Raw genomic sequence first — 22,607 nt, forward strand, 5'->3', positions numbered from 1 at the left:
ATGGCAGCCGGCGTCCGTTCCACCCGCGCCAGCGCCGCCGTCGATCGGCTCAAGCGGCGCACCGGCATCACCACCTATTCGATGGCGCGCACCGGCGCCGGCCACTTCTTCCTGGCGGAGAAGGCCGGCGCGCCGCCGCTGTGCCCACCGATGGAGCTGGACGACTTCGTGAAGTTCGTCGACGGCCTCGGACCGCAACCGGAAAAGCGCATCACCAAGAACGATGCCGCTTTCGAAAAGCAGCTGGTGCGCAAGAAGCCGTGAATCCGGCCACAACGCATGGCTCCGTGCTGACCTTGCCGGACCTGGTCAATCTCTATTGGTCGCAGGCCGAACTGCAGACCAATGCCCTGGTCCTGCTGCACCTGCTCGGCGCGCTGCTGCTGGGGCTCCTGGTCGGCTACGAGCGCTCCTATCACGGGCGCGCCGCCGGCATGCGTACCTATGGCCTGGTGTGCATGGCGTCCTGCGCCTTGACCATCATCGCCGGCTACCCGAACTCCTGGTATGGCGGGCATGGCGCCGCCGTGGCCCTGGTCGATCCGACCCGCGTGATCCAGGGCGTGGTCACCGGCATCGGTTTCCTCGGCGCCGGCGTGATCATGCGCTCGGGCTTCAACATCAGCGGACTGACCACCGCGGCCTCGATCTGGGCCTCGTCGGTGATCGGCATCATGGTCGGCGTCGGCTTCTACATGGCGGCGATGGGCCTGGCCTTTTTCTCCGCGATGATCATGATCTACCTGAACCGCGCGGTCAGCATGCTGCCGTCGCGCCAGGCGGTGGCGGTGACGCTGCGCTTCAAGCCCGGCGTACGGCCCCAGGAAGAGGTGCTGCGCAAGCAGGCGCTGGAGCGCGGCTACGAGATCGCCGGCGGTTCGCTCACCATCGGCAGCGACAAGGGCTGCCAGGAATGGCGCTTCGTCGCGCTGGCGCTGGCCAACCATGCGGGCGCACCGCTGTCCTCGCTGGCCTCGGAGCTGTCCGGCTTCGAGGGCGTGGACGGCTTCCTGCTCTCGCATGCCCGCAACTGATAGGAAAATCATCATGAACGCCCAGCAAGTACTCGATTTCTGGTTCGGCGCGCCCGGCAGCGAGACTGCCGGCCAGCCGCGCCGCGAATGGTTCGTCAAGAGCGAGGCCTTCGACGAACAGATCCGGCGCATGTTCGGCGCGGCCATCGACCAGGCCGTCGCCGGCGGCCTGCGCGAATGGGATGCCGAGGGGCCGCAGGGCGTGCTCGCGCGCATCCTCGTGCTCGACCAGTTCACCCGCAACGCCTACCGCAACACGCCGCGTTCCTTCGAAGGCGATCCGCTGGCGCTGGCCGCCGCGCGCCAGCTGGTCGACAGCGGGGCGGACAAGGAGCTGCCGCCCTGGCAGCGCTCCTTCGTCTACATGCCTTTCGAGCACGCCGAGGACGCCTTCATGCAGGAGCGCGCGGTCGAGCTGTTCTCGGTGCTGGCCGCCGACCATCCGGGCTTCGACGAATCGCTCGACTATGCGCACCGCCACCGCGGCATCATCGCGCGTTTCGGCCGCTTCCCGCACCGTAACGAGATCCTCGGCCGCGCCTCGACCCCGGAAGAGATCGAATTCCTGCGCCAGCCCGGCTCCCGCTTCTGATGAGCGCAAGCCTGAATATCGTTGGCGCCGGCCACGTGGGCCGCGCGCTGGGCCGCCTGTTCGCCGCGCGCGGCGTGCTGCCGGTGCAGGATGTGCTGACCCGTTCGCACGCCAGCGCGCAGGCGGCGGTGGCCTTCATTGGCGCCGGGCGCGTGGTCGATGCGGTGGAGGCGCTGCGGCCGGCGTCCGTCTGGATGCTGGCCGTGCTCGATGACCGCATCGCCGGCGTGGCGCAGCAACTGGCCGCGCGCGGCGATCTGGCCGGTGCGGTGGTGTTCCATTGCAGCGGCGCCAAGGCGTCTTCCGAGCTCGAACCCCTGCGCGCGGCTGGCGCCCTGGTCGCCAGCGTGCACCCGGTGCGCAGCTTCGCCGATCCCCGGCAGGTGGCCGATGCCTTCGACGGCACCTTCTGCGGCGTCGAAGGCGACCCGGAGGCGCTGGCCGTCCTGACGCCGGCCTTCGCGGCGATCGGCGCGCGCGTGGTCCCGATCGATGCCAGCGCCAAGACCGTGTATCACGCCGCCTCCGTGTTCGCCTCGAACTACCTCACCACGGTGCTCGACGCCGCCCTGCGCGCCTACCAGGCGGCCGGTATTCCGGCCGAGGTGGCGCGCGAGCTGGCGCGGCCGCTGGCGAGCGAGACCCTGGCCAACGTGTTCCGCCTGGGACCGGAAACCGCGCTGTCCGGCCCGATCGCGCGCGGCGACGCCGCCACCGTGGCGCGCCAGCAGGACGCCGTGAACGCCTGGGATCCGGCTACCGGCGCCTTGTACGAGGCGCTGGCGGCCGCGACCTGGGACCTGGCGCGGCGCCGCAACATTCACTCATAGGAGAAGCAAGATGCGCTTGACTGCGTGGGCGACGCTGGCCGTGCTCGGCGTGTATTTCTGGACCGGCGTGATGGCCGGCCTGGCCAGGGCGAAATATAAAGTGCCGGCGCCGGCGATGGATGGCCCGCTGCCGTTCCAGAGCGCGCAGCGGGTCCAGGCCAACACCCTCGAGCAGCTGCCGCTGGTGCTGGCGCCGCTATGGCTGTGCGGGATGTATCTGGGCGATACCTGGGCGGCAGCCGGCGGATTGCTGTGGTGCGTCGGGCGCATCCTGTATGCGCTGGGCTATTACCGCGACCCATCGAAACGCGAAGCCGGCTTCGTCATCGGCATGCTGGCGTGCGGCGCCTTGGTGGCCGGCAGCGCGCTCGGATTGCTGTTGCACTAGAGCAAAACCTTCACTTGGTTTCGTGACAAAGTTCCCGTAGTGCAATAAGCTGGACGTCTACGACCATGGAGGATCGCATGCTGTTTTTGAAGAGTACCAGCGTCACCAAAGCGCCCGGCATTTACGAAGTCGACGTTGCCGCCAAACCGCCGGGCAAAACCTTCGGCGTCTTCATGGCCACCGACCCGGACAATCAGCCGAACGCCGTGCTGGCCGCGCTGCAAGAACTTGGCTTCGCGAACACCTACCAGCAGAGCTATGTCCACAAAGACAAAGGCAAGGTGCTCGACCTGCATTTCCAGAAAGACGGCAGCGACCTGTTCAAGGGCTGGAAGGCCGACGAATGCGCGACCAACCTGGCGGCGCTGGATGCGCTGTTTGGCAATTACGGTATTGCGGTGACGCCAAGGGTCATGAGCCTGGCCGAAGCCTACGCTTGAGGAGCCCCGCAAACCTGCTGCGCGTTGCAGTTTCGTTCTGCGATGCTCGCTGTACGCTCGTACAGCTGCGCTTCTCAAACGAAACTGCGGCCGCTCGCTACGGTTTTCGAGGCTCCTTACCTTAATTTACTTGAACGTGATAAAGCGCCCACGGACAAGCGGCAAACCGCTGCGCCAGCGGCTGTGCGGCCATCTCCGGCACCCGGTCGGCGTCGTACACCGCCCATAGCGGCCCTAGTCCCCCCAGCGGCATCGCCTTGCCGTCCACCTGCGTGGCGACGATGAAGCGCCGCGCGCGCGCCTGCGCCAGCGGCAGCTCGACGTTGTAGCCGTCCACCGCGCGCAGCACCAGCACCGTCTTGTCCCCCAGCGTGGCGCCGGCGCGCGCCAGCACGTCCACCAGCAGCGGGCCGCGGAGCAGGTGCGGCTTGCTGTCATATTCCAGGGTCGGACGGATCGTCAGCGCCGGCAGCGTCCGTAGGGCGGCATCGTCGAACACGTAGGCCTTGCGGAAGGACACGCCGTGCTTGTGCATCATCTGGTCGAGCACCGGGTCGAAGGGACCGCGATTGGCGCGGGCGATGTTGCCGGTAACCGTCAGCAGGGCAGGGCCATCCGGCGGTGCGGGCCGGGAGGCGCCTGCGGCCTGGCCGGCGAGCGGAAGGGCGCCGGCCGCTGCCGCCGCGCCGAGGAACTGGCGTTTGTTCATGCGAAAATGTCCTGTCGATGGGATTGCGCCATCATAACGTTCACTCCCGCCCATTGTCCCAAGCTTACATGGATCTGTTTCCCCTGGATACCGGCCTGCAGCCGATCCCGATCGAGGATGGCGAACTGGCGCTGCTGCCGCAACTCCCTCTGCCGCTCGGCAATGCCGAGATATTCGAACGCCTGCTGCGCGACACGCCCTGGCGCCATGAGACGGTGGTCGTGTACGGCAAGCGCCATCTGCAGCCGCGCCTGACAGCCTGGTACGGCGAAGCCGGCTATACCTATTCCGGCCTGCGCCTGGCGCCGATGCCATTGACCCCGTTGCTCGCGGAATTGCGCGGCGCGGTGGAAGCCGCCACCGGCCAGCGCTACAACAGCGTGCTGCTGAACTACTACCGCGATGGCGCCGACAGCATGGGCATGCACAGCGACGACGAGCCGGAACTGGGGCCGCGTCCGGCCATCGCCTCGCTCAGCTATGGCGCCACCCGGACCTTTATCCTGCGCCACAAGCAGAGTAAAAGGACGCTGAAATTCGCGCTCGCCGACGGTAATCTGTTACTGATGGCAGGTGTCCTTCAGCAACACTGGCTGCACGGGATCAACAAGACTGCAAAACCAACCGGACCCCGCCTCAACCTCACTTTTCGTTACATCGCCTAATATCTAGGCAACTGCTGTCAATATCGGCCATTTTATTAATGAATAATGGGTCATTAAGTTACATCTGATTACAGTTCTTACGAAATGGCCACTGACTTAAGTATTTGCCACCTGTTATCTTGACCACATCGCGATTCACTTTGCATCGCGAATCAGTCACACCAGATAAAGGATGCCGAATATGAAAAAGCTCATCGTTGCACTGATCGCAGGCGCTGCCGCCATGTCCGCAGCACAAGCCCAGAATTTCACCGATAACCCGCACGCCTACGTCGGCGCAGGTGTCAGCTCCGCCAAGAACGTCCAGCTGGATGAATACAAGGCAAACGGCAAGATCTACGGCGGCTACGAATTCAATCGCACCTGGGCTGCTGAAGCCGGCTACACCGATTTCGGTACCAATACTTTTGCCAACGGCAACACCAAAGGCGACAGCTACTACGTGGCAGCCAAGGCAACCATGCCGATCAACGAGCAGTTCTCGGCCTACGGCAAGCTGGGCGTCGAGCACAGCCAGCGCAAGCTGAACACCACCGGCCTGGAACTGAGCAGCAACGACACCGGCGCCTACGGTGCCCTGGGCGTCCAGTACAAGCTGAACCAGCAAGTTGCACTGACCGCCGAGTACGAGCGCTACGGCAAAGAGAAGGATTTCGGCGCCAAGTCGAACGTCTGGACCGTCGGCGCGCACTACAACTTCTAAGCGCGTAGGGTGGGCACAATGTGCCCACGTACGTAAAACGGGGCCTTCGCGTGAACTGAACCCCAAAAGTTGGACACCAACTTTTGGGGTTTTTTCATGACGAAGTACGATGAGCGGTTCAAGCTCAAGATTGTCCAGGAATACTTGGTCAAGCGAAGGGGCAGCAAGACCTTAGCGAGGAAGTACGGTTGTCAACGTTCATCTGTAGAGCACTGGGTCAGCTTGTATCGTGTGCATGGCAAGGACGGACTCAAGAAGAAGCACAGCTCGTATAGTGCGGAGTTCAAGCTGTCGGTGCTGCAGCACATGTGGGACAATGAGCTGTCATTCGGCCAAACAGCAGCTGCTTTCAATATCCGCAATCACGCAGCGGTAGGCATATGGGAGCGCAGTTATCGAGAAGGCGGTTTCGACGCACTGATAGCACGCCCACGAGGAAGGCCCAAGCAGATGTCTGCTCCAACAACAAAACCAGAGCCGTCGCCCGACGATGAAAAGTGTACTCGCGACGAGTTGTTGGCCGAGTTGAATCAGCTGCGCATGGAGAATGCGTACCTAAAAAAGTTGCGAGCCTTAGTTCAAGCCAAGCAGAAGGCGACGCCGCCGACAAAGCGCAAATAGTGCAGGAACTAAGGCAGCAGTATCCGCTTGCGGGTTTGCTTGCGTTCGCCGGGCTGGCTCGCAGCACGTTCTACTACCAACTCAAGACGCGGCAAGCGAGCGATAAACATCAGCAGCTCAAGACCATAATCCGATCCGTTTTCGCCCGTCACAAGGGTCGTTACGGTTATCGGCGTGTCACCGCAGCCATTCGTCAGACAGGAACGCTCGTCAACCATAAGACCGTACAGCGATTGATGACGGTGTTGGGATTGAAGTCATTGGTGCGCCCCAAGAGATATCGCTCGTTCAAAGGAGAGATAGGTCACGCTGCACCTCACGAGTTACAACGCAAATTCACAGCTGCAGGTCCGAACCAGAAGTGGGTGACGGACGTTACCGAGTTCAACGTCGCTGGCGAGAAACTGTACCTTTCGCCAATCCTGGACCTATACAACGGTGAAATCGTGGCCTTCGAAACATCCCGGCGCCCTGCATTCGACCTGGTGAGTTCGATGCTCAAGAAGGCATTGCGCAAGCTTTCGCCACAGGATAAACCCATGCTGCACTCCGACCAGGGATGGCAGTATCGTATGCCAGCCTACCAACGCATTCTTCGGAAACGCGGGCTCGTGCAGAGCATGTCACGCAAAGGGAACTGCCTCGACAACGCGACCATGGAAAGCTTCTTCGCCGTGCTCAAGTCCGAGTGCTTCTACCTGAACAAATTCGCCAACATCGACGTCCTGCAGGTTGAACTGACCCGCTACATCCGCTATTACAATCACGACCGTATCAAGCTCAAACTAAAAGGCCTGAGTCCTGTTCAGTACAGGACTCAGGCCTTGGCCGCTTAATAAACTAACCGTCCAACTTTACGGGGTCAGTTCATCGCGGCCCCGATTTTTATTGGTGCGCCCGCTTCAGAACGGCGCCCGCGCCAGCGCATGCAGCGGCCGCGTCCACGGCAGCGGGGCCAGCGGCGCCTGCGGCGCTTCGAAGCCGGCGGCGAGGAAGCGGTGCAGCGAAGACCACGGCCACTCGGCCGCCTGCTCGCAAAAACCGTGGCGCATCGGATTGCTGTGCACGTAGTCGATCAGGGCCGCGTACTCGTCGTCATCGCCGACGCGGTAGTCGCGGTAGTGGCGTTCCCAGATCGACGCGTCGGTGGCGCCCGTCAGGGTCAGGCCGGTCTTGTGCAGGGCCTTGGAAAAGGCGATCTTGACCGCGCGCCAACGCGTGGCGCAGTCGTGGTCGCCGGGCGGCAGGGTCCAGATCGCGTGCGCGTGGTCGGGCAGGACCACCCAGGCATCGACGTGGAAGGGTTTGCGGATCCTGGCCTGGCGCATGGCTTCGCCAAACGCCGAGAAATGGTCCGTCAGCAAACTGCTATTCCGGTCCAGCAGGCGCACCGTAAAAAAGTACGTCATGCCAGGAACGCGGTTATCGCGGTAATGTGTCATGTATAAATGTGGCGTGAGCCGACCTCGACGAGGACCGATTCTACACATGAGATGGGAAACGGGCCGATCCATTTCCGCGCGAAAAATCGAAGCGCCTACGCCCGGCAAACCAGTTGCCAGCATTGCGCGCAAGCCCGGGCGCACCGGTCGATAGGCGAAAAAAAAGCTCCCCGCAGGGAGCTTTTGTGGTGTCGATACGACTGATGCGGCGCTGGCTGCTTACGCGGTAAGCGGCTTGTAGCGGATGCGCTTCGGCTTCGCGCCTTCTTCGCCCAGACGCTTCTTCTTGTCGGCTTCGTATTCCTGATAGTTACCGTTGAAGAAGGTGACTTGCGAGTTGCCTTCGAAGGCCAGGATGTGCGTCGCGATACGGTCCAGGAACCAGCGATCGTGCGAGATCACCATCACGCTGCCGGCGAATTCCAGCAGCGCGTCTTCCAGCGCACGCAGGGTTTCGACGTCGAGGTCGTTCGACGGTTCGTCCAGCAGCAGGACGTTGCCGCCTTGCAGCAGGGTTTTCGCTAAATGCAGACGCCCGCGTTCACCGCCGGACAGGTTGCCGACCACCTTTTGCTGGTCCGCGCCCTTGAAGTTGAAGCGGCCGAGGTAGGCGCGCGACGGCATCTCGAAGCGGCCCACGCTCAGCATGTCGGCGCCGCCGGTGACGTCTTCGAACACGGTCTTGGTGTTGGCGAGGTCGTCGCGGTGCTGGTCGACCAGCGAGACCTTCGCGGTCTGGCCGATCACGACTTCGCCGCTGTCCGGCTGCTCTTTGCCGGCGATCATCTTGAACAGGGTCGACTTACCGGCGCCGTTCGGGCCGATGATGCCGACGATCGCGCCCGGCGGCACGGTGAAGGACAGGTTGTCGATCAGCAGGCGGTCGCCGAAGGCCTTGCTGACGTTCTTGAACTCGATGACGTCGTTGCCCAGGCGCTCGGCCACCGGGATGAAGATCTCCTGGGTCTCGTTGCGCTTCTGGTATTCGTATTCGCTCAGCTCGTTGAAGCGGGCCAGGCGCGCCTTCGACTTGGCCTGGCGCGCCTTCGGGTTCTGGCGCGACCATTCCAGTTCCTTCTGCAGGGCTTTCTGGCGCGCCGATTCGGTCGCTTCTTCCTGCTTCAGGCGGGCTTGCTTCTGGTCCAGCCAGGACGAGTAATTGCCCTTCCAGGGGATGCCCGAACCGCGGTCCAGTTCCAGGATCCATTCGGCGGCGTTGTCGAGGAAGTAGCGGTCGTGGGTGATGCCGACCACGGTGCCCGGGAAGCGCAGCAGGAACTGCTCCAGCCACTCGACCGATTCGGCGTCCAGGTGGTTGGTCGGCTCGTCCAGCAGCAGCATGTCGGGCTTGCTCAGCAGCAGTTTGCACAGCGCCACGCGGCGCTTCTCGCCACCCGACAGCACGCTGATCTTCTGGTCCCACGGCGGCAGGCGCAGCGCGTCGGCAGCCATTTCCATCTGCAGGTTCAGGTTGCCGCCGTCGGCCGCGGCGATGATCGATTCCAGGCGCTCCTGCTCCTTGGCCAGGGCATCGAAGTCGGCGTCTTCCTCCGCGTACGCGGCGTACACGGCTTCCAGCTTGGCCTGGGCCTCGAAGGCTTCGCCGAGGCCGGATTCCACTTCCTGGCGCACGGTCTTTTCCGGATCCAGCTGCGGTTCCTGCGGCAGGTAGCCGATGTTCAGGCCCGGCATCGGGCGCGCTTCGCCCTGGATGTCGGTGTCGATACCGGCCATGATCTTCAGCAGGGTCGATTTACCGGAGCCGTTCAGGCCCAGCACGCCGATCTTCGCGCCCGGGAAGAAGGACAGCGAGATGTCCTTCAGAATCTGGCGTTTCGGTGGGACGATCTTGCCCACGCGGTTCATGGTGTAGACGTAATTGGCCATGTAGTAATTGAGTAATGCGATTGAGAGGACGACAGGATACTGTAAAAAATCGGGGTCAGAGCACATTTTCCGCTGCGTGCCGCGGGGGGCCATGTCGAAAAAAGTGCTCTGACCCCGAATTGGAGAAATTGCCTGAAACCGGAGTCTGACCCCGGTTTGATGCAGCTTAAGCTTGCTTCGCAGCCGCGCTTGACGGGCGGCGCAGCAGGCCTTCGGCGGCGAACAGCGCCAGCGCCAGCCAGATCAGCACGAAGCCGACCAGGCGGTCGGGCGAGAAGGCTTCGTGGAACATCCAGACGCCCAGCAGGAATTGCAGGGTTGGCGACAGGTATTGCAGCAGCCCCAGCACCGACAGCGGGATCTGGCGCGCGCCCGCGGCGAACAGCAGCAGCGGGATCGCGGTGATCGGCCCGGCCGCCATCAGGAGCAGGCGGGTGGTATTGGAATCGGTGGTGAGGAAGGCGTTCTGGCCGTGCACGGTCAGCCACGCCACGTAGGCGGCCGCTACCGGGAACAGCACCATGGTCTCGAAGGACAGGCCCTCCAATGCGCCTAGCCTGGCGGTCTTGCGCATCAGGCCGTAGCCGCCGAAGCTGAGCGCCAGCGCCAGCGAGACCCAGGGCACCGTCCCGGCCTGCCAGGTCAGCCAGGCCACGCCCAGCGCCGCCACCGCGACCGCCACCCACTGCGCCGGCCGCAGGCGTTCCTTCAGCAGCAGGTAGCCGATCATGATGTTGACCAGCGGTGTGATGAAGTAGCCCAGGCTGGACTCGATCACGTGGCCGTTATTGACCGCCCAGATATAGATCAGCCAGTTCACGCTCAGCAGCAGGGCCGAGACGATGAAGCTGCCGAACACGCGCGGCTGGCGCACGAGATTGAGCCAGGCCCACTGGCGGCGCACGGTCAGCACGATCACCAGGAACAGCAGCGACCACAGCATGCGGTGCGCGAGGATCTGCAGCGGCGGCACCTCGCCGATGGCGTGGAAATACAGCGGGAACAGGCCCCAGCACAGGAAGGCCGAGGCGGCGGAAAGGATGCCGGTACGCATGGGATCGGAGGAAGAGGTAGGACCCGACATTATCCCCGAACCCGCACCTGCCTGCAGGCGAGCTTGCCATTTTCCTATTCGCTGAGACAATAGCGTTTTTGGAAGACGGGATTTTGCTTGTCTTTCCATGTTCGTTATTCTATTGTGCAACGCACCAGAACAAGCAACGGTGACATCTTGACCGAGCAACATAAGAAAAGCAGCCTGGCGGCGCTGACCCTGTCCGCAGTCGGCATCGTCTATGGCGATATCGGCACCAGCCCGCTGTACACGCTGAAGACCATCTTTGACCCGACCCATGGCCTGGCCCTGACCACGCCCAACCTGCTCGGCATCGTGTCCCTGATCTTCTGGGGGCTGACGATGATCGTTTCACTCAAGTACGTGACCCTGGTGTTGCGCGCCGACAACCGCGGCGAGGGCGGCATCATGGCCCTGATGGCGCTGGCCCTGAACTCGGTGGCGCGTACATCGCGCTGGCACTACGTGCTGATGCTGCTCGGCGTGTTCGGCGCCACCATGTTCTATGGCGACAGCGTGATCACGCCGGCGATCTCGGTGCTGGGCGCGATCGAGGGCCTGGAAGTGGCCACGCCGGGCCTCGAAAAATACGTGGTGCCGCTGACCATCGTGGTGCTGGTGATCCTGTACAGCGTGCAGCGCCACGGCACCGCCGGCATCGGCCGCTTCTTCGGCCCGGTGATGGTGGTCTGGTTCGCGGTCCTGGCGGCGATGGGCGTGATCAACATCGTCCAGGCCCCCGTCATCCTGCAGGCCCTGAACCCGCTGCATGCCTTCGAGTTCATGCTGCGCGAACGCATGATCGCCTTCATCGCGCTGGGCGCGGTGGTGCTGGCCTTCACCGGCGCCGAAGCCCTGTACGCCGACATGGGCCACTTCGGCAAGAAGCCGATCCGCTTCGCCTGGTTCATGGTCGTGTTCCCGGCCCTGGCGCTGAACTATCTTGGCCAGGGCGGCCTCCTGATCACGCATCCGGAAGCGCTCGAGAACCCCTTCTTCCGCCAGCTCGGCAGCTGGAGCGTGCTGCCGCTGGTGCTGCTGTCGACGATGGCCACCGTGATCGCCTCGCAGGCGACGATTTCCGGCACCTTCTCGATGACCAAGCAGGCAATCGCCCTCGGCCTGCTGCCGCGCATGCGCGTGAATCACACCTCGGAAAGCGAGATCGGCCAGATCTACATCCCGGCCGTCAACTGGCTGCAGCTGGCGGTGGTGCTGGCCGCGGTGGTCGGCTTCGGCTCGTCCGACAAGCTGGCCGGCGCCTACGGCATCGCGGTCACCGCCACCATGTCCGCCACCACGTTCCTGACCTTCTTCGTGATCCGCTACCGCTGGCACCTGCCGCTGCTGCTGTGCCTCGGCGCGACCGGCTTCTTCATGATCATGGACGTGATGCTGTTCTCGGCCAGCACCTTGAAGCTGCTGCACGGCGGCTGGTTCCCGCTGCTGCTGGGCGCGATCCTGCTGACCATCATGCTGACCTGGAAGCGCGGCCGCGAACTGGTGTTCGAGAACCTGGAAAAGCACGCGATCCCGCTCGACGACTTCCTGCAGTCGCTGTTCGTCGGCCCGCCCACACGCGTGGCCGGCACCGCGATCTTCCTGCGCGGCGAAACCGACGGCGTGCCGCATGCCCTGCTGCACAACCTGCTGCACAACAAGGTGCTGCACGAGCGCGTCGTGTTCCTGACGGTGCATATCCGCGAAGAGCCGTATGTGCCGCCGTCGGAGCAGGTCGACATCGTCGCGCTGGGCCACAACTGCTTCCAGCTGAACGTCGTCTACGGCTTCAAGGACGAAGCCAACATCCCCGACATCCTCCGCCTATGCGCCCTGAAGAGCCTGGAATTCGAGATGATGGAGACCTCCTTCTTCATCGCCCGCCAGACCGTGATCTCGGTGCCGGGGCAGGGCATGATGCCGTGGCGCGAGCACCTGTTCGTGCTCATGCAGCGCAACGCGCGCACCGCCGCCGACTACTACCAGATCCCGGCCAACCGCGTGATCGAACTGGGCACGCAGGTGGAAATTTAATACAAATTTCGCACAGACAGCGACAGCCGCTCCTTGCTATGGTCGAAGTTTCCTTAGTTAAACTTCGATTTCGTACCGTACAAGGAGCACCATGAAACTGTCCTTCCCGCTGGCCGCCATCTTCGCCGCCGTGTTGAGCCTGAGCGCCTGCGGCGGCGGCAATGCCGGTGGCAGCAGCGCCGTCGTCGCCAACCCATCCGCCTTCACCAAGACCGACACCGTGCTCGGCACCGGCGCCGAAGCGGTGGCCGGCAAGAGCGCCACCGTCACCTACACCGGCTGGCTGTACAGCGCCACCGCCACCGACCACAAGGGCAGCCAGTTCGACACCGGCAGCTTCAGCTTCACGATCGGCGCGAAACAGGTTGTCGACGGCTTCGACCAGGGCGTGCTGGGCATGAAGGTGGGCGGCAAGCGCACCCTCCTGATCCCGTCGAGCATGGGCTACGGCGCCAGCGGTTTCCAATCGATTCCGCCGAACGCCGGCCTGGTGTTCGAGGTCGCGCTCACCGCCGTCAAGTAAGCCTCATTCGAGCAGCGCCAGCGCCGGGCGGATCCGCACCGCGGCCAGCGTATGGCGCAGGGTCGAGCCCAGCGTCACCACCAAGGCCAGCAGCAGCGCCGCGGCGATGGTCCAGGCGCCGATCGGCGCCCGTTCCGTGAAAGTGGCCAGGTAGCGCTGCAGGACGATCCAGGCCAGCGGCAGCCCGGCCGCCGCGCCGGCGCCGACCAGCAGCGCGAACTCGCGCAGCACCAGGGCGCCGATCGCGCCGCCGCGCGCGCCATGCAGCTTGCGCAGCACGATTTCCTTCTCGCGCCGCTGCACGCTGTAGGCAGCCAGCACGTAGATGCCGAAGGCGGCGATCGCGGTCGCGATCACGCTGGCCGCCGCCAGCAGCTTCGACAGGCGCAGGTCGTCGGCGTAGAAGCGCTCGGCGATCAGGTCCTGCGCGCGCCTCACGCTCAGCGTCTCGTTGGGAAAGTAGCGCATCCACAGCGCCTCGATGGCATGCCTGGCCGTCTCGGCGTCGCCGCTGCAGCGGACCGTGAACATGCCAACCCGCGGATGCAGCATGTACATGGTCGGCTGCTGGCCCTCGCGCCGAGCGGTGCCGCATGTCGGGCGCCACGCCCACGATCTGCCTCGGATTGGCGCCGCCGGCGCCGTCGCCCAGGGTCTTGCCGACCGCATCCTGCGGCGTCGCGAAGCCGAGCTTGCGCGCCGCCGCGGCGTTGATCACCAGCCGGTCGCGCGCGGGGGCGAACAGCCGCCCGGCCACCGGCTTGACACCGTAGACGCCGAAGAACTCGGGGCTCACCGCATACTGGTTCAGGTCGGCCGCATCGCCGCCCTCGCGGCGCAGCCTGACGATGTTGTTGCCGGTGCTGAAGGGCATCTGCGATTCCGCCACGCCGGCCACCCCCGGCAGGCGCGCCAGCGCGTCGCGGAAGGCCTGCAACTGCGGGTCGCGCATGTCGCTGGCGGCGGCGAACATCAGCAGCGGCGCGGGATCGAAGCCGGGATCGAGGCTGGTGGTGTAGCGCGTCTGCCAGGCCACCGCCAGGGTAGTGGCGGTCAAGCCCATGGCGACGCCGAACTGCAGCGCGGTGAGCGCGCGCCGCAGCCACAGGCCGCGTGCGGTCTCGCTGCCCGCGCGTCCGGCCAGCGCGGCGGTGGCGCGCACTTTCATCGCCGACCAGGTCGGATAGGCGCCGGCCGCCAGCCCGAGCAGCACGCCGAGCAGCAGCGTGAGCGCGATCGCATCGAGGCTGAACATGTTGTCGAAGCGGCGCTGCACCAGGTCGGAAAACAGCGGCAGCACCAGCCAGGCCAGCAGCAGGCCGAGCGCGGTCGCGATCAGGCACACCAGCACCGACTCGGCCAGGAACTGGCGCGCCACCGCCCTGGCCGACGCGCCCAGCACCTTGCGCATCGCGATCTCGCGCTGGCGCGCCAGGGTGCGCACGGTGGCGAGATTGACGTAGTTGGTCCCCGCCAGCAGCAGGATCAGCAGCGCAACGGCAGCGAGGCCCAGCACGCCCTGCCGGTTGCCATGGATCGCCGGCTCTTCCTTGACGTCGGGATCGAGGTAGGCGCCGGCAAGCGGCCGCAATCTGTACTCGATCAGGTCACGGCCGCCGAGCGCCGCCACCTGCTCGGCGTAGTCGCGCCGCACCAGCGGCGACTGGCGCAGGCCGCGCCGCACCGTGTCGAGGATCGCCTGGCGGTCGGCGCCCGGCAGCAGCTTGACGTACACCTTGCCGTTATCCAGTCCCCAGCTGCGCGACATGATCTCGCGCATATCGGCACGCATCACCGTGCCGCCCATGCCCGACAGGGCGTCGAAAGGCATGGTGCTGGCCGCCGGCTGGTCGGCCACGACCGCCGCCACGACATAGGTCTGCCGGTTGCCGTGCAGGACCGCGCCGACGACATCCGCGCGTCCGAACAGCTTGAGCGCGGTCGTGCGCGCCAGCGCCAGCGCATCCGGGCGCGTGAGGGCCGCGTGCAGGTCGCCCGCCAGCACCTGCGGCGCGAAGATCTTCTCGAAGTCCGGATCGGCCAGGCCCACGTTCAGCGATTCGACGTGGACGCCTGCGCGCACGTCGAGTCCCTGGTAGAGGAAGGCGCTGACCAGCACCGGCTGGCCGCTGGCCCGCACCGCGTCGCGCGCCGGCAGGCTGGCCTCCGGAAACCAGCCGCCGCCGAGCAGGGCCAGGTTCCAGTATTCCTGCAACTGGTAGACGCGCTCGCGCTCCGGCACCTGCTCGTCGTAGGAAAAGGAATGGCGCACGAAGCCGAGCAGCAGGAAGCAGGCGGCGATGCCGACCGCCATGCCGAACACCACCACCGCCGAATAGGCCGGCTCCTTGACCAGGGTGCGCCAGCCGAGCCGGAAATCACGCAGCTTCACCGGTTAGCCTTCGCGCAGCGCCAGCGCCGGGCGGATCCGCACCGCCGCCAGCGTGTGGCGCAGGGTCGAGCCCAGCGCCACCGCGCCCGCCACCAGCAGCGCCGCGACGATGGTCCAGACGCCGATCGGCGCGCGCTCGTTGAAGGCGGCCAGGTAGTGCTGCATCGCCAGCCAGGCCGGCGGCAGGCCGAGCAGGGCGCCGACGCCGATCAGGACCAGGAATTCGCGCATCACCAGGCCGCCCACCGCCGTGGCGCCGGCGCCGTACAGCTTGCGCAGCACGATCTCGCGGGCGCGCCGCTGCACGCTGTAGGCCGCCAGCACGTAGATGCCGAAGGCCGCGATCGCGGTCGCGATCACGCTCGATGCCGCCAGCAGCTTGGCCAGGCGCAGGTCGTCGGCGTAGCTGAGGGCGAAGATGCTGTCCACGCGCTGCACGTTCAGCACGTCGTTCGGGAACCAGCGCGGCCACAGTTCCTCGATCGCGTGCTGCACCGCTTCCATATTCCGTTCGCTGCGCACGGTGAAGGTGCCGGTGCGCGGCGACAGGAAGTAGACGGTCGGCTGCATCGTTTCACGGGCCGAGCGATGGCGGATATCGGGCGCCACCCCGACCACCTGCATCGGGTCCCTGCCATTCGGCTGGCGGATGGTCTTGCCGATCGCGTCCTGGGCGCTGGCGAAGCCGAACTTGCGCGCCCCGGACTCGTTGATCACGATCTTGTCCTCGTCCTCGGGCTTGTCGCGCGACGGATCGTACAGGCGGCCGGCGACCGGCTTCAGGCCGTAGACAGGGAAGAATTCGGGGCTGACGTACAGCCAGTTGATCTCGATCGGCGCGCCGCCTTCGCGCTGCAGCGAGGTGCTGTTGTTGTTGACGGTGACCGGGGCGTCGGTGACAGCCACGCCGTTCACGCCGGGCAGGCGCAGCAGGGCGTCGCGGAAGGCGCGCTCGTTGGCGTCGCGCATGTCGTCGCTGGTGCGCACCACCAGCAGCGGGCCCGGATCGAAGCCAGGATCGAGGCTGCTGGCGTAGCGCGTCTGCCAGGCCACGGCCAGGGTCAGGCCGGTCAGGCCCATCGCGGTGGCGAACTGCAGCACGGTCAGCACGCGGCGCAGCCACAGGCCGCCGGCGGTTTCGACGTTGCCGCGGCCGGACAGCGCCGCGGTCGGACGCACCTTCAGCGCCGACCAGGTCGGGTAGGCGCCGGCCGCCACCCCGACCGCCACGCCCAGCAGCAGCGACAGGCCCAGCGAAGCGGGCGTGAACATGCGGTCCAGCTTGCGCTGCACCAGGTCGGAAAACACCGGCAGCAGCAGCCAGGCCAGCAGCAGGCCGATGGCGGTGGCGATCAGGCACACCAGCACGGATTCGGCCAGGAACTGGCGGCTGACCGCACCGGCGCTGGCGCCCACCACCTTGCGCACCGCGATCTCGCGCTGGCGGCGCAGGGTGCGCACGGTGGCGAGATTGACGTAGTTGGTGGCGGCCAGCACCAGGATCAGCAGCGCCACGGCGGCCAGGCCGAAGATGGTCTTGCGGTCGCCATGGGTCTTCGAGCCGCCGCCCACACTCGGGTCGAGGTAGGCTTCGGCCAGCGGACCGAGACGGAAGTTGATCATGTCCTGTCCGTGCAGCGAAGCCTTCTGCTCCGGCGTCTGGCGCGTATAGAAGTTCGAGGCCAGCATGGCGCGGCGCACCCCGTCCGCTACCGCCTGCGGATCGCCGCCGGCGCCCAGCTTGATGTAGACCGGGCCGTGCGAGGAGCCCCAGTTGGTGGTGACCAGCTTGCGGTATTCCTGCTTCCAGATGGTGGTGGAGGTGCCGGCCAGGGCTTCGTAGGGCATGGTGGTGGCGGCCGGCTGCTCTTCCAGCACCGCCATCACCAGATACGGACGGCCGCCGATCTGCGCGGTCTTGCCGACCGCGCCATCGGGGTTCACCGCACCGCCGAACAGTCTGGCGGCGGTCTCGCGGGTCAGGGCCAGCGCATCGGGACGCGCCAGCGCGGCGGCGAGGTCGCCAGCCAGCACCTTCGGCTGGAAGATGCGGCGGAAGTCGGGGTCGACCACGGCCATGTGGATGGTCTGCACATTGACGCCGGTCTTCACGTCGACGTCGCGCGCCAGGAAGGTGCTGGCCATCAGCGGCACGCCGCTGGCGATGGCGGCGTCGCGCGCCGGCAGGCTGGCGGTATCGCTCCATTTGCCGTCGGCGGTCGAGATGTTCCAGCGCTGCATCAGCCGGTAGATGTGCTCGCGCTGCGGCACATGGCGGTCGTAGGACAGCGAGTGGCTGACGTAGCCGAGCAGCAGGAAGCAGGCGCAGAAGCCCACCGCCAGGCCCAGGATCACGACCGCCGAAAAGCCCGGCTCCTTCGCCAGCAGGCGCCAGCCGATGCGGAAATCACGCAGGTTGATTGCCATGATCGTCTCCTCACGCTGCCTGCAGGGCGTCGACCACCACGCGGCCGTCCAGCAGGTGCAGGGTGCGCGAGGCCTGGGCCGCGTGCGCCGGCGAGTGGGTCACCATCACCACCGTCGTGCCTTCGGCGTTAATCTGGCGCAGCAGGCGCATGACTTCGTCGCCGTGCGCGGTGTCGAGGTTACCGGTCGGTTCGTCGGCCAGCAGCATGCTTGGGCCGGCCACCAGCGCGCGCGCGATCGCGACCCGCTGCTGCTGGCCGCCCGACAGCTGCGAGGGGCGGTGGCCGGCGCGGTGCGCCACGCCCAGGCGCTGCAGCATTTCCTGCACGCGGCGGCGCCGCTCGGCCGCCGGGGTGCCGGTGTACTCCAGCGCCAGCTCGACGTTCTCGTACACCGTCAGCTCCTCGATCAGGTTGAAGCTCTGGAAGATGAAGCCGACCTTCCCGCGCCGCAGCGCGTTCAGGCGCGCCTCGCTCCAGCCGGCCACGTTCTGGCCTTCGAACCAGTATTCGCCCGAGCTCGGCACGTCCAGCAGGCCGAGCACGCTGAGCAGGGTCGACTTGCCGCAACCGGACGGCCCGGTGATGGCCACGTATTCGCCGGCTGCGATGTCGAGGTCGATGCGGTCGAGGGCGGTGGTCTGCACTTCGCCCGCGAGGTGGACTTTGCTGACGCCTGAGAGTTTGAGCATGTTCGCTTCCCTGTGTTGGATGATGGATTATTTGGTCAGCTGCAGCCGCTCGGCCTTGCCGAATGGCGTGTAGCTGGACACGATGACCTGTTCGCCGGGGGCCAGGCCGGACAGCACTTCGACCTGGGCGTTGTTGCGCCGCCCGAGTTTGACGGCGCGCTTCTCGACGCTTTCGCCGTCGCGCCCGAGCACGAACACCCAGGCGCCGCCGGTGTCGTTGACGAAGGCGCCGTTCGGCAGCAGCATGGCCTTGGCCGGCTCGCCCAGGGTCAGCTGGGTGTCCATGCTCTGGCCCGGGCTGATCACCTCCGGCTGGGCACCCAGGAACACCATCTCGGCGGTGAAGCGGCCTTCCTTGATCTGCGGGTAGACGGTCGCGACTTTCAGCGGGTAGGTCTTGCCGTCCTGGGTCACGCTGCCGACCCGTCCGACCGTCAGGCGGCTGAGATAAAACTCGTCGACCTGGGCGCTGAGCTTGAAGTGCTGCGGGTCGTCGATGCGGCCGATGTGCTGGTCCGGGCGCACGGTCTGGCCGACCAGCATGCGGAAGTCGGTCAGGACGCCGTCGGCGGGCGCCCGCACCGCCAGCGCCTCGACGGTGGCGTTGACCAGCTTCAGGCCCGACTGCAGGCCGCGCAGCGCGCTGTCCATCTCGTCCTGGGCGCGGCCGCGCACCTGCTCCTCGGTGGCGATGGCGCGCTTTTCCTCGTTCAGCGCGCGCTGCTGCTGCGCCAGCTTGTCGGCCGACTCCTCCAGCGCCACCGCGGAAATGAAACCCTGGCTTGCCAGCCGCCGGTTGCGGGCATGCTGCTTCTGCGCCTGGCTGAAGGCGAATTCGAGATCGGACAGGCGGCGCTGGTGGTCGGTGCGCACCGATTCCTGCGCCACCCGCATGTTGGCGGCGTTCCAGATCTGTTGCGAGTACTCGGTCTGGCGCGCCAGCAGCTCCAGGTTGCGCTGCGGGTTCGAGAGGCGGAACAGCAAGTCGCCCTTCTTGACGGCCTGGCCGTCCTTCGCGAACACTTCTTCGACGCGCCCGCTTTCCACCGAGTCGAGGATGATCGAATTCAGCGGTTCGGCGGTGGCGCGCACGACGATGTCGTCGCGGAACACGCCCTGTTCGACGCGCGCCAGGCGCACGTCGCGCGTGGCCACCTGCAGGCCGTGCGGGACGAATTGCCAGCCGCCCCAGGCAAGCAGCACGGCAAGCGCGGCGGCGCTGCCGATGCGTACCAGCAGCCGCCCGCGCCGCTTCGGTACGACGGTGTCCATGGCGGCGCCGGTGACGGCGGAAGGAGGAATGTGATCCATGGCGATGCGTGTCTCCGAACGATGATGCGGGAACAGTTTGCAAGTGCCGTGCCAGGGCGTTTCGGGCCGGTTTTCGGCCGTTTTTCCGGGGGTGCGCGCTGCACCTGTCCGAATCCGGACAGGTATGCATGTGCGCTTGCGGACAGGCGGCCGCTGCCGGTCGCTTCGGCAGAAAGGCGCTGCTAGAATGGCAATATCCCGTCGTTCTTCCACCGCCATGGCCGACCCCGCCCACATCCTGATCCTCGACGACGACATCGACGTCGCCTGCGCCGCCCAGATGCTGCTGCGCCGCCGCCACGGCCGGGTGACGACGCTCGACGATCCGGCCCGCCTGGCCGGCTTGCTGGAAGCCGGCGTACCCGACGTCGTGCTGCTCGACCTGAACTTCACGCCCGGCCGCATCGACGGCGCCGAAGGCCTGGCGGTGCTCGACCGCCTGCGCGCGCTGGCGCATCCGCCCGCCGTGATCGCCCTGACCGCCTACGCCGACGTGCCGCTGGCGGTCGAGGCTTTGAAACGCGGGGCCGGCGATTTCATTACCAAGCCCTGGGACAATGCGCGGCTGGTGGCCGCCGTCGACAGCGCGCTGGCGCGCCGCACCGCGCTCGCCGGCGGCGCCGCCGCCAGTGGCCTGATGGGGGAGTCCGCCGCCATGCGCGACGTGAAATCGATGATCGCCAGCGTCGCCCCCACCGAAGCGAATGTGATGGTGCTGGGCGAGAACGGCGCCGGCAAGGAACTGGTGGCGCGCGCGATCCATGCGGCATCGAGCCGGGCCGCGGCGACCTTCCTCGCGGTGGACATGGGCGCGCTGCCCGAATCGACCTTCGAGAGCGAGCTGTTCGGCCACCGCAAGGGATCCTTCACCGATGCCCGCAGCGACCGCGCCGGCCGCTTCCAGGCCGCGCGCAGCGGCACCCTGTTCCTCGACGAGATCGGCAACATGCCGCTGGCGAGCCAGGCCAAGCTGCTGACCGCGCTCGAGCGCCGCGAAGTCACGCCGATCGGCGCCGACCGTCCGGAAGCGATCGACGTGCGCATCGTCAGCGCCACCAACCTGGTCGAACAGCGCCTGTTCGATCCGGGCGTGTTCCGGCCGGACCTGCTGTTCCGCCTGAACACCATCGTGATCCGGGTGCCGCCGCTGCGCGAGCGCAGGGACGACGTGCCCGGCCTGCTGCATCACTACCTGTCGCTGTACGAGGCCCAGTACCGGCGGCCGGTGCGCGAACTGGCGCCCAGCGCCCTCGAGCGCCTGTGCGACTGGGCCTGGCCGGGCAATGTGCGGGCCCTGCGCCACGCCTGCGAGCGCGCCGTGATCCTGGCGTCCCAGGACGAGTATCGCTTTGAAGATTTCGGGCTGGCGATGCCGGCCGCGGCGGCGCCGGAGATGCCGCGCATGGCCGCCGCCGCCGCCGAGGGCGCCGGCGCGGATGGCGAATTCCGCCTCGGCGCGCTCGAACGCGACACCATCGCCGCCGCCCTCGACAAGGCCAAGGGCAATATCAGCCTGGCGGCGCGCATGCTCGGCCTGAGCCGCGCCGCGCTGTACCGCAAGCTGGGCAAGCATGGCATCTGAGCGGCGCCTGAAGGCGGGCGCGCTGCTGTCCGTGGGCGGCATCGCGCTGCTGGCCTTCGGCGCCGGCGCGCTGCGCGAGTCGCCGCGCCTGGCCGTGCTGTGCGGATTGATTGCACTGCCGCTGGCGGCCAGCCTGTGGCGCTGCCTGGAGCGGCTGGCCGCGCTGCGCTGCAGGCCGGCGCCGGGCCAGGCCGGCTTGCCGGTCGAGCAGCAGGCCCTGCTCGACAATGCGCTGGCGCTGGAAGCGCGGCTCGAGCACACCCCGGTGGCGCTGTTTCGCATCGACGGCCCGGGGGGCGAGGGCCAGGCGGCGCCGCTCAACGCGAATGCGCGCAAGCTGGTGGCGCCGGGCCGCGCCAGCGATCCGGCCGGCCTGTACCGCCAGCTGGCGGCGCAGCCGGGCGATCGGCGCGCACTGATCGATTTCGACACCGAGCGCGGCACCGAGCGCGCGCTGCTGGCGGTGTCCTCGATCACGCTGCAGGGCCGGGCGCAGCGCCTGGCGGCCCTGATGCCGGTCGAGAGCGAGCTCGAAGCCGAGGCCCTGCACGCCTGGCGCCAGCTGGTGCACGTGCTGACCCACGAGATCATGAATTCGCTGACGCCGGTGGCTTCGCTGTCGCACACGGCCTATGGCCTGCTGGGCGAGTTCCGCGGCGCGCTGCCGGACGACGTCGGCGCCGACCTGAGCACCGCGCTGGACGCGATCCGGCGCCGCGCCGACAGCCTGGTCGATTTCGTGGCCAGCTACCGCAGCCTGTCGAACGTACCGGCCGCGCAGCCGGAGCGGATGCGCCTGGATGCACTGTTCGAGCGCGTCGCGGTGCTGGTCGGCCCGGCCTGGCGCGCGCGCGGCGGCGAAGTCCAGTTCTCGGTCGAGCCGGCGTCGCTGGAACTGCGGGCCGATCCGGGCCAGCTCGAACAGGCCCTGATCAACCTGCTCAAGAATGCCTTCGAGGCGACCGCCGGGAATACCGGCAAAGCGGGCCATGCCTGGGTGACGGCGCGGCTGGTGCGCGGCGCGCGGCTGCGCATCGAGGTCAGCGACGACGGTCCCGGCGTGCCGGACGGGCTGGCGGCGCACATCTTCACGCCCTTCTTCACGACCAAGAAGCAGGGCGGCGGGATCGGCCTGGCGATGGTGCGCCACCTGGTGCACGAGAACGGCGGCACGGTGCGGCATGCGCGTTCGGTCGGACGCGGCGCGCGCTTCGTCATCACGTTCTGAGCCCGTTCCGAGCCAACCGCTGTCTCCTGCGCG

21 protein-coding genes and 1 pseudogene are annotated in these 22,607 nt (G+C 66.6%); 13 read left to right on the forward strand and 9 right to left on the reverse strand.

What is annotated here, in order from left to right; all coding sequences use genetic code 11:
* The 6 genes from AM586_RS15510 (at position 1) to AM586_RS15535 (ending at position 3,284) form a co-directional block, all read left to right on the forward strand.
* Positions 1–264 carry a hypothetical protein gene (locus tag AM586_RS15510; protein ID WP_052234324.1) on the forward strand — a complete coding sequence of 88 codons (264 nt, stop codon included), beginning with the start codon at positions 1–3 and terminating at the stop codon, positions 262–264.
* Positions 261–1,034, forward strand: a complete 774-nt coding sequence (locus AM586_RS15515) for an MgtC/SapB family protein (protein ID WP_229411256.1) — start codon at positions 261–263, stop codon at positions 1,032–1,034. Before AM586_RS15510 ends, AM586_RS15515 begins: the two co-directional genes overlap by 4 nt.
* Positions 1,035–1,047: 13 nt before the next feature.
* Positions 1,048–1,626, forward strand: coding sequence for a DUF924 family protein (locus AM586_RS15520; protein ID WP_052234323.1), 579 nt, complete (start codon positions 1,048–1,050; stop codon positions 1,624–1,626).
* Positions 1,626–2,456: a Rossmann-like and DUF2520 domain-containing protein gene (locus tag AM586_RS15525; protein WP_052234322.1), complete on the forward strand. Its 831-nt coding sequence runs from the start codon at positions 1,626–1,628 to the stop codon at positions 2,454–2,456. The genes AM586_RS15520 and AM586_RS15525 overlap by 1 nt, the downstream gene beginning before the upstream one ends.
* A gap of 10 nt (positions 2,457–2,466) precedes the next feature.
* Positions 2,467–2,844 (forward strand): MAPEG family protein, encoded by a 378-nt coding sequence (locus AM586_RS15530; protein ID WP_052234321.1) that lies wholly within the window; start codon positions 2,467–2,469, stop codon positions 2,842–2,844.
* A 77-nt stretch (positions 2,845–2,921) separates the two neighbouring features.
* Complete coding sequence (locus AM586_RS15535) at positions 2,922–3,284, forward strand: hypothetical protein (RefSeq protein WP_052234320.1); 363 nt, start codon at positions 2,922–2,924, stop codon at positions 3,282–3,284.
* 121 nt (positions 3,285–3,405) lie between these two features.
* Here AM586_RS15535 and AM586_RS15540 read toward each other — a convergent pair whose 3' ends face one another.
* A complete protein-coding gene (locus AM586_RS15540) occupies positions 3,406–3,993 on the reverse strand; it encodes a molybdopterin-dependent oxidoreductase (protein WP_052234319.1) in 588 nt (195 codons plus the stop codon).
* Positions 3,994–4,061: 68 nt separating this feature from the next.
* Here AM586_RS15540 and AM586_RS15545 point away from each other — a divergent pair, with 68 nt between their 5' ends.
* The 3 genes from AM586_RS15545 to AM586_RS15555 all read left to right on the forward strand — a co-directional run bounded on the left by AM586_RS15545 (position 4,062) and on the right by AM586_RS15555 (position 6,818).
* Positions 4,062–4,658, forward strand: a complete 597-nt coding sequence (locus AM586_RS15545; protein ID WP_052234318.1) for an alpha-ketoglutarate-dependent dioxygenase AlkB — start codon at positions 4,062–4,064, stop codon at positions 4,656–4,658.
* Positions 4,659–4,839: 181 nt separating this feature from the next.
* Positions 4,840–5,361, forward strand: a complete 522-nt coding sequence (locus AM586_RS15550) for a porin family protein (protein ID WP_052234317.1) — start codon at positions 4,840–4,842, stop codon at positions 5,359–5,361.
* Between the two features lie 96 nt (positions 5,362–5,457).
* Positions 5,458–6,818, forward strand: a protein-coding gene (locus AM586_RS15555; RefSeq protein WP_109370458.1) for an IS3 family transposase whose coding sequence is annotated in 2 segments (ribosomal slippage) — positions 5,458–5,937 and positions 5,940–6,818 — 1,359 coding nt in all. Because the reading frame shifts where the segments join, the coding sequence is not laid out codon by codon here.
* A gap of 66 nt (positions 6,819–6,884) precedes the next feature.
* On the opposite strand, the gene AM586_RS15560 is transcribed toward AM586_RS15555, so the two are convergent.
* The 3 genes from AM586_RS15560 to rarD all read right to left on the reverse strand — a co-directional run bounded on the left by AM586_RS15560 (position 6,885) and on the right by rarD (position 10,365).
* On the reverse strand, positions 6,885–7,391 hold the full coding sequence (locus AM586_RS15560) for a transposase (RefSeq protein ID WP_229411255.1): 507 nt from the start codon (positions 7,389–7,391) through the stop codon (positions 6,885–6,887).
* Positions 7,392–7,643: 252 nt separating this feature from the next.
* Entirely contained in the window at positions 7,644–9,311 is a 1,668-nt protein-coding gene (ettA, locus tag AM586_RS15565; protein ID WP_052234314.1) for an energy-dependent translational throttle protein EttA, read from the reverse strand.
* Between the two features lie 166 nt (positions 9,312–9,477).
* On the reverse strand, positions 9,478–10,365 hold the full coding sequence (gene rarD, locus AM586_RS15570) for an EamA family transporter RarD (RefSeq protein ID WP_052234313.1): 888 nt from the start codon (positions 10,363–10,365) through the stop codon (positions 9,478–9,480).
* 177 nt (positions 10,366–10,542) lie between these two features.
* Between rarD and AM586_RS15575 the strand changes: the two genes are divergently transcribed.
* Both AM586_RS15575 and AM586_RS15580 read left to right on the forward strand, forming a co-directional pair.
* Positions 10,543–12,420 (forward strand): potassium transporter Kup, encoded by a 1,878-nt coding sequence (locus AM586_RS15575; RefSeq protein WP_052234312.1) that lies wholly within the window; start codon positions 10,543–10,545, stop codon positions 12,418–12,420.
* 91 nt (positions 12,421–12,511) lie between these two features.
* Positions 12,512–12,943, forward strand: a complete 432-nt coding sequence (locus AM586_RS15580; RefSeq protein ID WP_082439357.1) for an FKBP-type peptidyl-prolyl cis-trans isomerase — start codon at positions 12,512–12,514, stop codon at positions 12,941–12,943.
* 3 nt (positions 12,944–12,946) lie between these two features.
* On the opposite strand, the gene AM586_RS29210 is transcribed toward AM586_RS15580, so the two are convergent.
* The 5 genes and pseudogenes from AM586_RS29210 to AM586_RS15600 form a co-directional block, all read right to left on the reverse strand.
* Positions 12,947–13,612, reverse strand: a complete 666-nt coding sequence (locus AM586_RS29210; protein WP_307719647.1) for an ABC transporter permease — start codon at positions 13,610–13,612, stop codon at positions 12,947–12,949.
* Positions 13,593–15,257 (reverse strand): annotated as a pseudogene (locus AM586_RS15585) (ABC transporter permease); the annotation flags it as partial. The gene AM586_RS29210 and the pseudogene AM586_RS15585, both read right to left, overlap by 20 nt.
* Positions 15,258–15,338: 81 nt before the next feature.
* Complete coding sequence (locus AM586_RS15590) at positions 15,339–17,762, reverse strand: ABC transporter permease (protein WP_229411254.1); 2,424 nt, start codon at positions 17,760–17,762, stop codon at positions 15,339–15,341.
* A gap of 10 nt (positions 17,763–17,772) precedes the next feature.
* Entirely contained in the window at positions 17,773–18,453 is a 681-nt protein-coding gene (locus tag AM586_RS15595) for an ABC transporter ATP-binding protein (protein WP_052234310.1), read from the reverse strand.
* 27 nt (positions 18,454–18,480) lie between these two features.
* A complete protein-coding gene (locus tag AM586_RS15600; RefSeq protein ID WP_229411253.1) occupies positions 18,481–19,764 on the reverse strand; it encodes an efflux RND transporter periplasmic adaptor subunit in 1,284 nt (427 codons plus the stop codon).
* A gap of 187 nt (positions 19,765–19,951) precedes the next feature.
* On the opposite strand from AM586_RS15600, the gene AM586_RS15605 reads away from it, so the two are divergent.
* Positions 19,952–21,346, forward strand: a complete 1,395-nt coding sequence (locus AM586_RS15605) for a sigma-54 dependent transcriptional regulator (protein WP_229411252.1) — start codon at positions 19,952–19,954, stop codon at positions 21,344–21,346.
* Positions 21,336–22,574 (forward strand): PAS domain-containing sensor histidine kinase, encoded by a 1,239-nt coding sequence (locus AM586_RS15610; protein ID WP_052234307.1) that lies wholly within the window; start codon positions 21,336–21,338, stop codon positions 22,572–22,574. Before AM586_RS15605 ends, AM586_RS15610 begins: the two co-directional genes overlap by 11 nt.
* Positions 22,575–22,607 lie beyond the last annotated feature (33 nt).

Source organism: Massilia sp. WG5, assembly GCF_001412595.2.
Taxonomy (GTDB): domain Bacteria; phylum Pseudomonadota; class Gammaproteobacteria; order Burkholderiales; family Burkholderiaceae_D; genus Telluria.

Excerpts from the sequence above, each read along its gene's own strand:
- AM586_RS15580 (WP_082439357.1), top strand. The coding sequence starts at position 12,512 with ATGAAACTGTCCTTCCCGCTGGCCGCCATCTTCGCCGCCGTGTTGAGC.
- AM586_RS15540 (WP_052234319.1), bottom strand. The coding sequence starts at position 3,993 with ATGAACAAACGCCAGTTCCTCGGCGCGGCGGCAGCGGCCGGCGCCCTT.
- AM586_RS15605 (WP_229411252.1), top strand. The coding sequence starts at position 19,952 with ATGGCAATATCCCGTCGTTCTTCCACCGCCATGGCCGACCCCGCCCAC.
- AM586_RS15510 (WP_052234324.1), top strand. The coding sequence starts at position 1 with ATGGCAGCCGGCGTCCGTTCCACCCGCGCCAGCGCCGCCGTCGATCGG.
- AM586_RS29210 (WP_307719647.1), bottom strand. The coding sequence starts at position 13,612 with ATGCGGTCGGCAAGACCCTGGGCGACGGCGCCGGCGGCGCCAATCCGA.
- rarD (WP_052234313.1), bottom strand. The coding sequence starts at position 10,365 with ATGCGTACCGGCATCCTTTCCGCCGCCTCGGCCTTCCTGTGCTGGGGC.
- AM586_RS15600 (WP_229411253.1), bottom strand. The coding sequence starts at position 19,764 with ATGGATCACATTCCTCCTTCCGCCGTCACCGGCGCCGCCATGGACACC.
- AM586_RS15560 (WP_229411255.1), bottom strand. The coding sequence starts at position 7,391 with ATGACGTACTTTTTTACGGTGCGCCTGCTGGACCGGAATAGCAGTTTG.
- ettA (WP_052234314.1), bottom strand. The coding sequence starts at position 9,311 with ATGGCCAATTACGTCTACACCATGAACCGCGTGGGCAAGATCGTCCCA.
- AM586_RS15550 (WP_052234317.1), top strand. The coding sequence starts at position 4,840 with ATGAAAAAGCTCATCGTTGCACTGATCGCAGGCGCTGCCGCCATGTCC.
- AM586_RS15535 (WP_052234320.1), top strand. The coding sequence starts at position 2,922 with ATGCTGTTTTTGAAGAGTACCAGCGTCACCAAAGCGCCCGGCATTTAC.
- AM586_RS15525 (WP_052234322.1), top strand. The coding sequence starts at position 1,626 with ATGAGCGCAAGCCTGAATATCGTTGGCGCCGGCCACGTGGGCCGCGCG.
- AM586_RS15545 (WP_052234318.1), top strand. The coding sequence starts at position 4,062 with ATGGATCTGTTTCCCCTGGATACCGGCCTGCAGCCGATCCCGATCGAG.
- AM586_RS15530 (WP_052234321.1), top strand. The coding sequence starts at position 2,467 with ATGCGCTTGACTGCGTGGGCGACGCTGGCCGTGCTCGGCGTGTATTTC.
- AM586_RS15610 (WP_052234307.1), top strand. The coding sequence starts at position 21,336 with ATGGCATCTGAGCGGCGCCTGAAGGCGGGCGCGCTGCTGTCCGTGGGC.
- AM586_RS15520 (WP_052234323.1), top strand. The coding sequence starts at position 1,048 with ATGAACGCCCAGCAAGTACTCGATTTCTGGTTCGGCGCGCCCGGCAGC.
- AM586_RS15590 (WP_229411254.1), bottom strand. The coding sequence starts at position 17,762 with ATGGCAATCAACCTGCGTGATTTCCGCATCGGCTGGCGCCTGCTGGCG.
- AM586_RS15595 (WP_052234310.1), bottom strand. The coding sequence starts at position 18,453 with ATGCTCAAACTCTCAGGCGTCAGCAAAGTCCACCTCGCGGGCGAAGTG.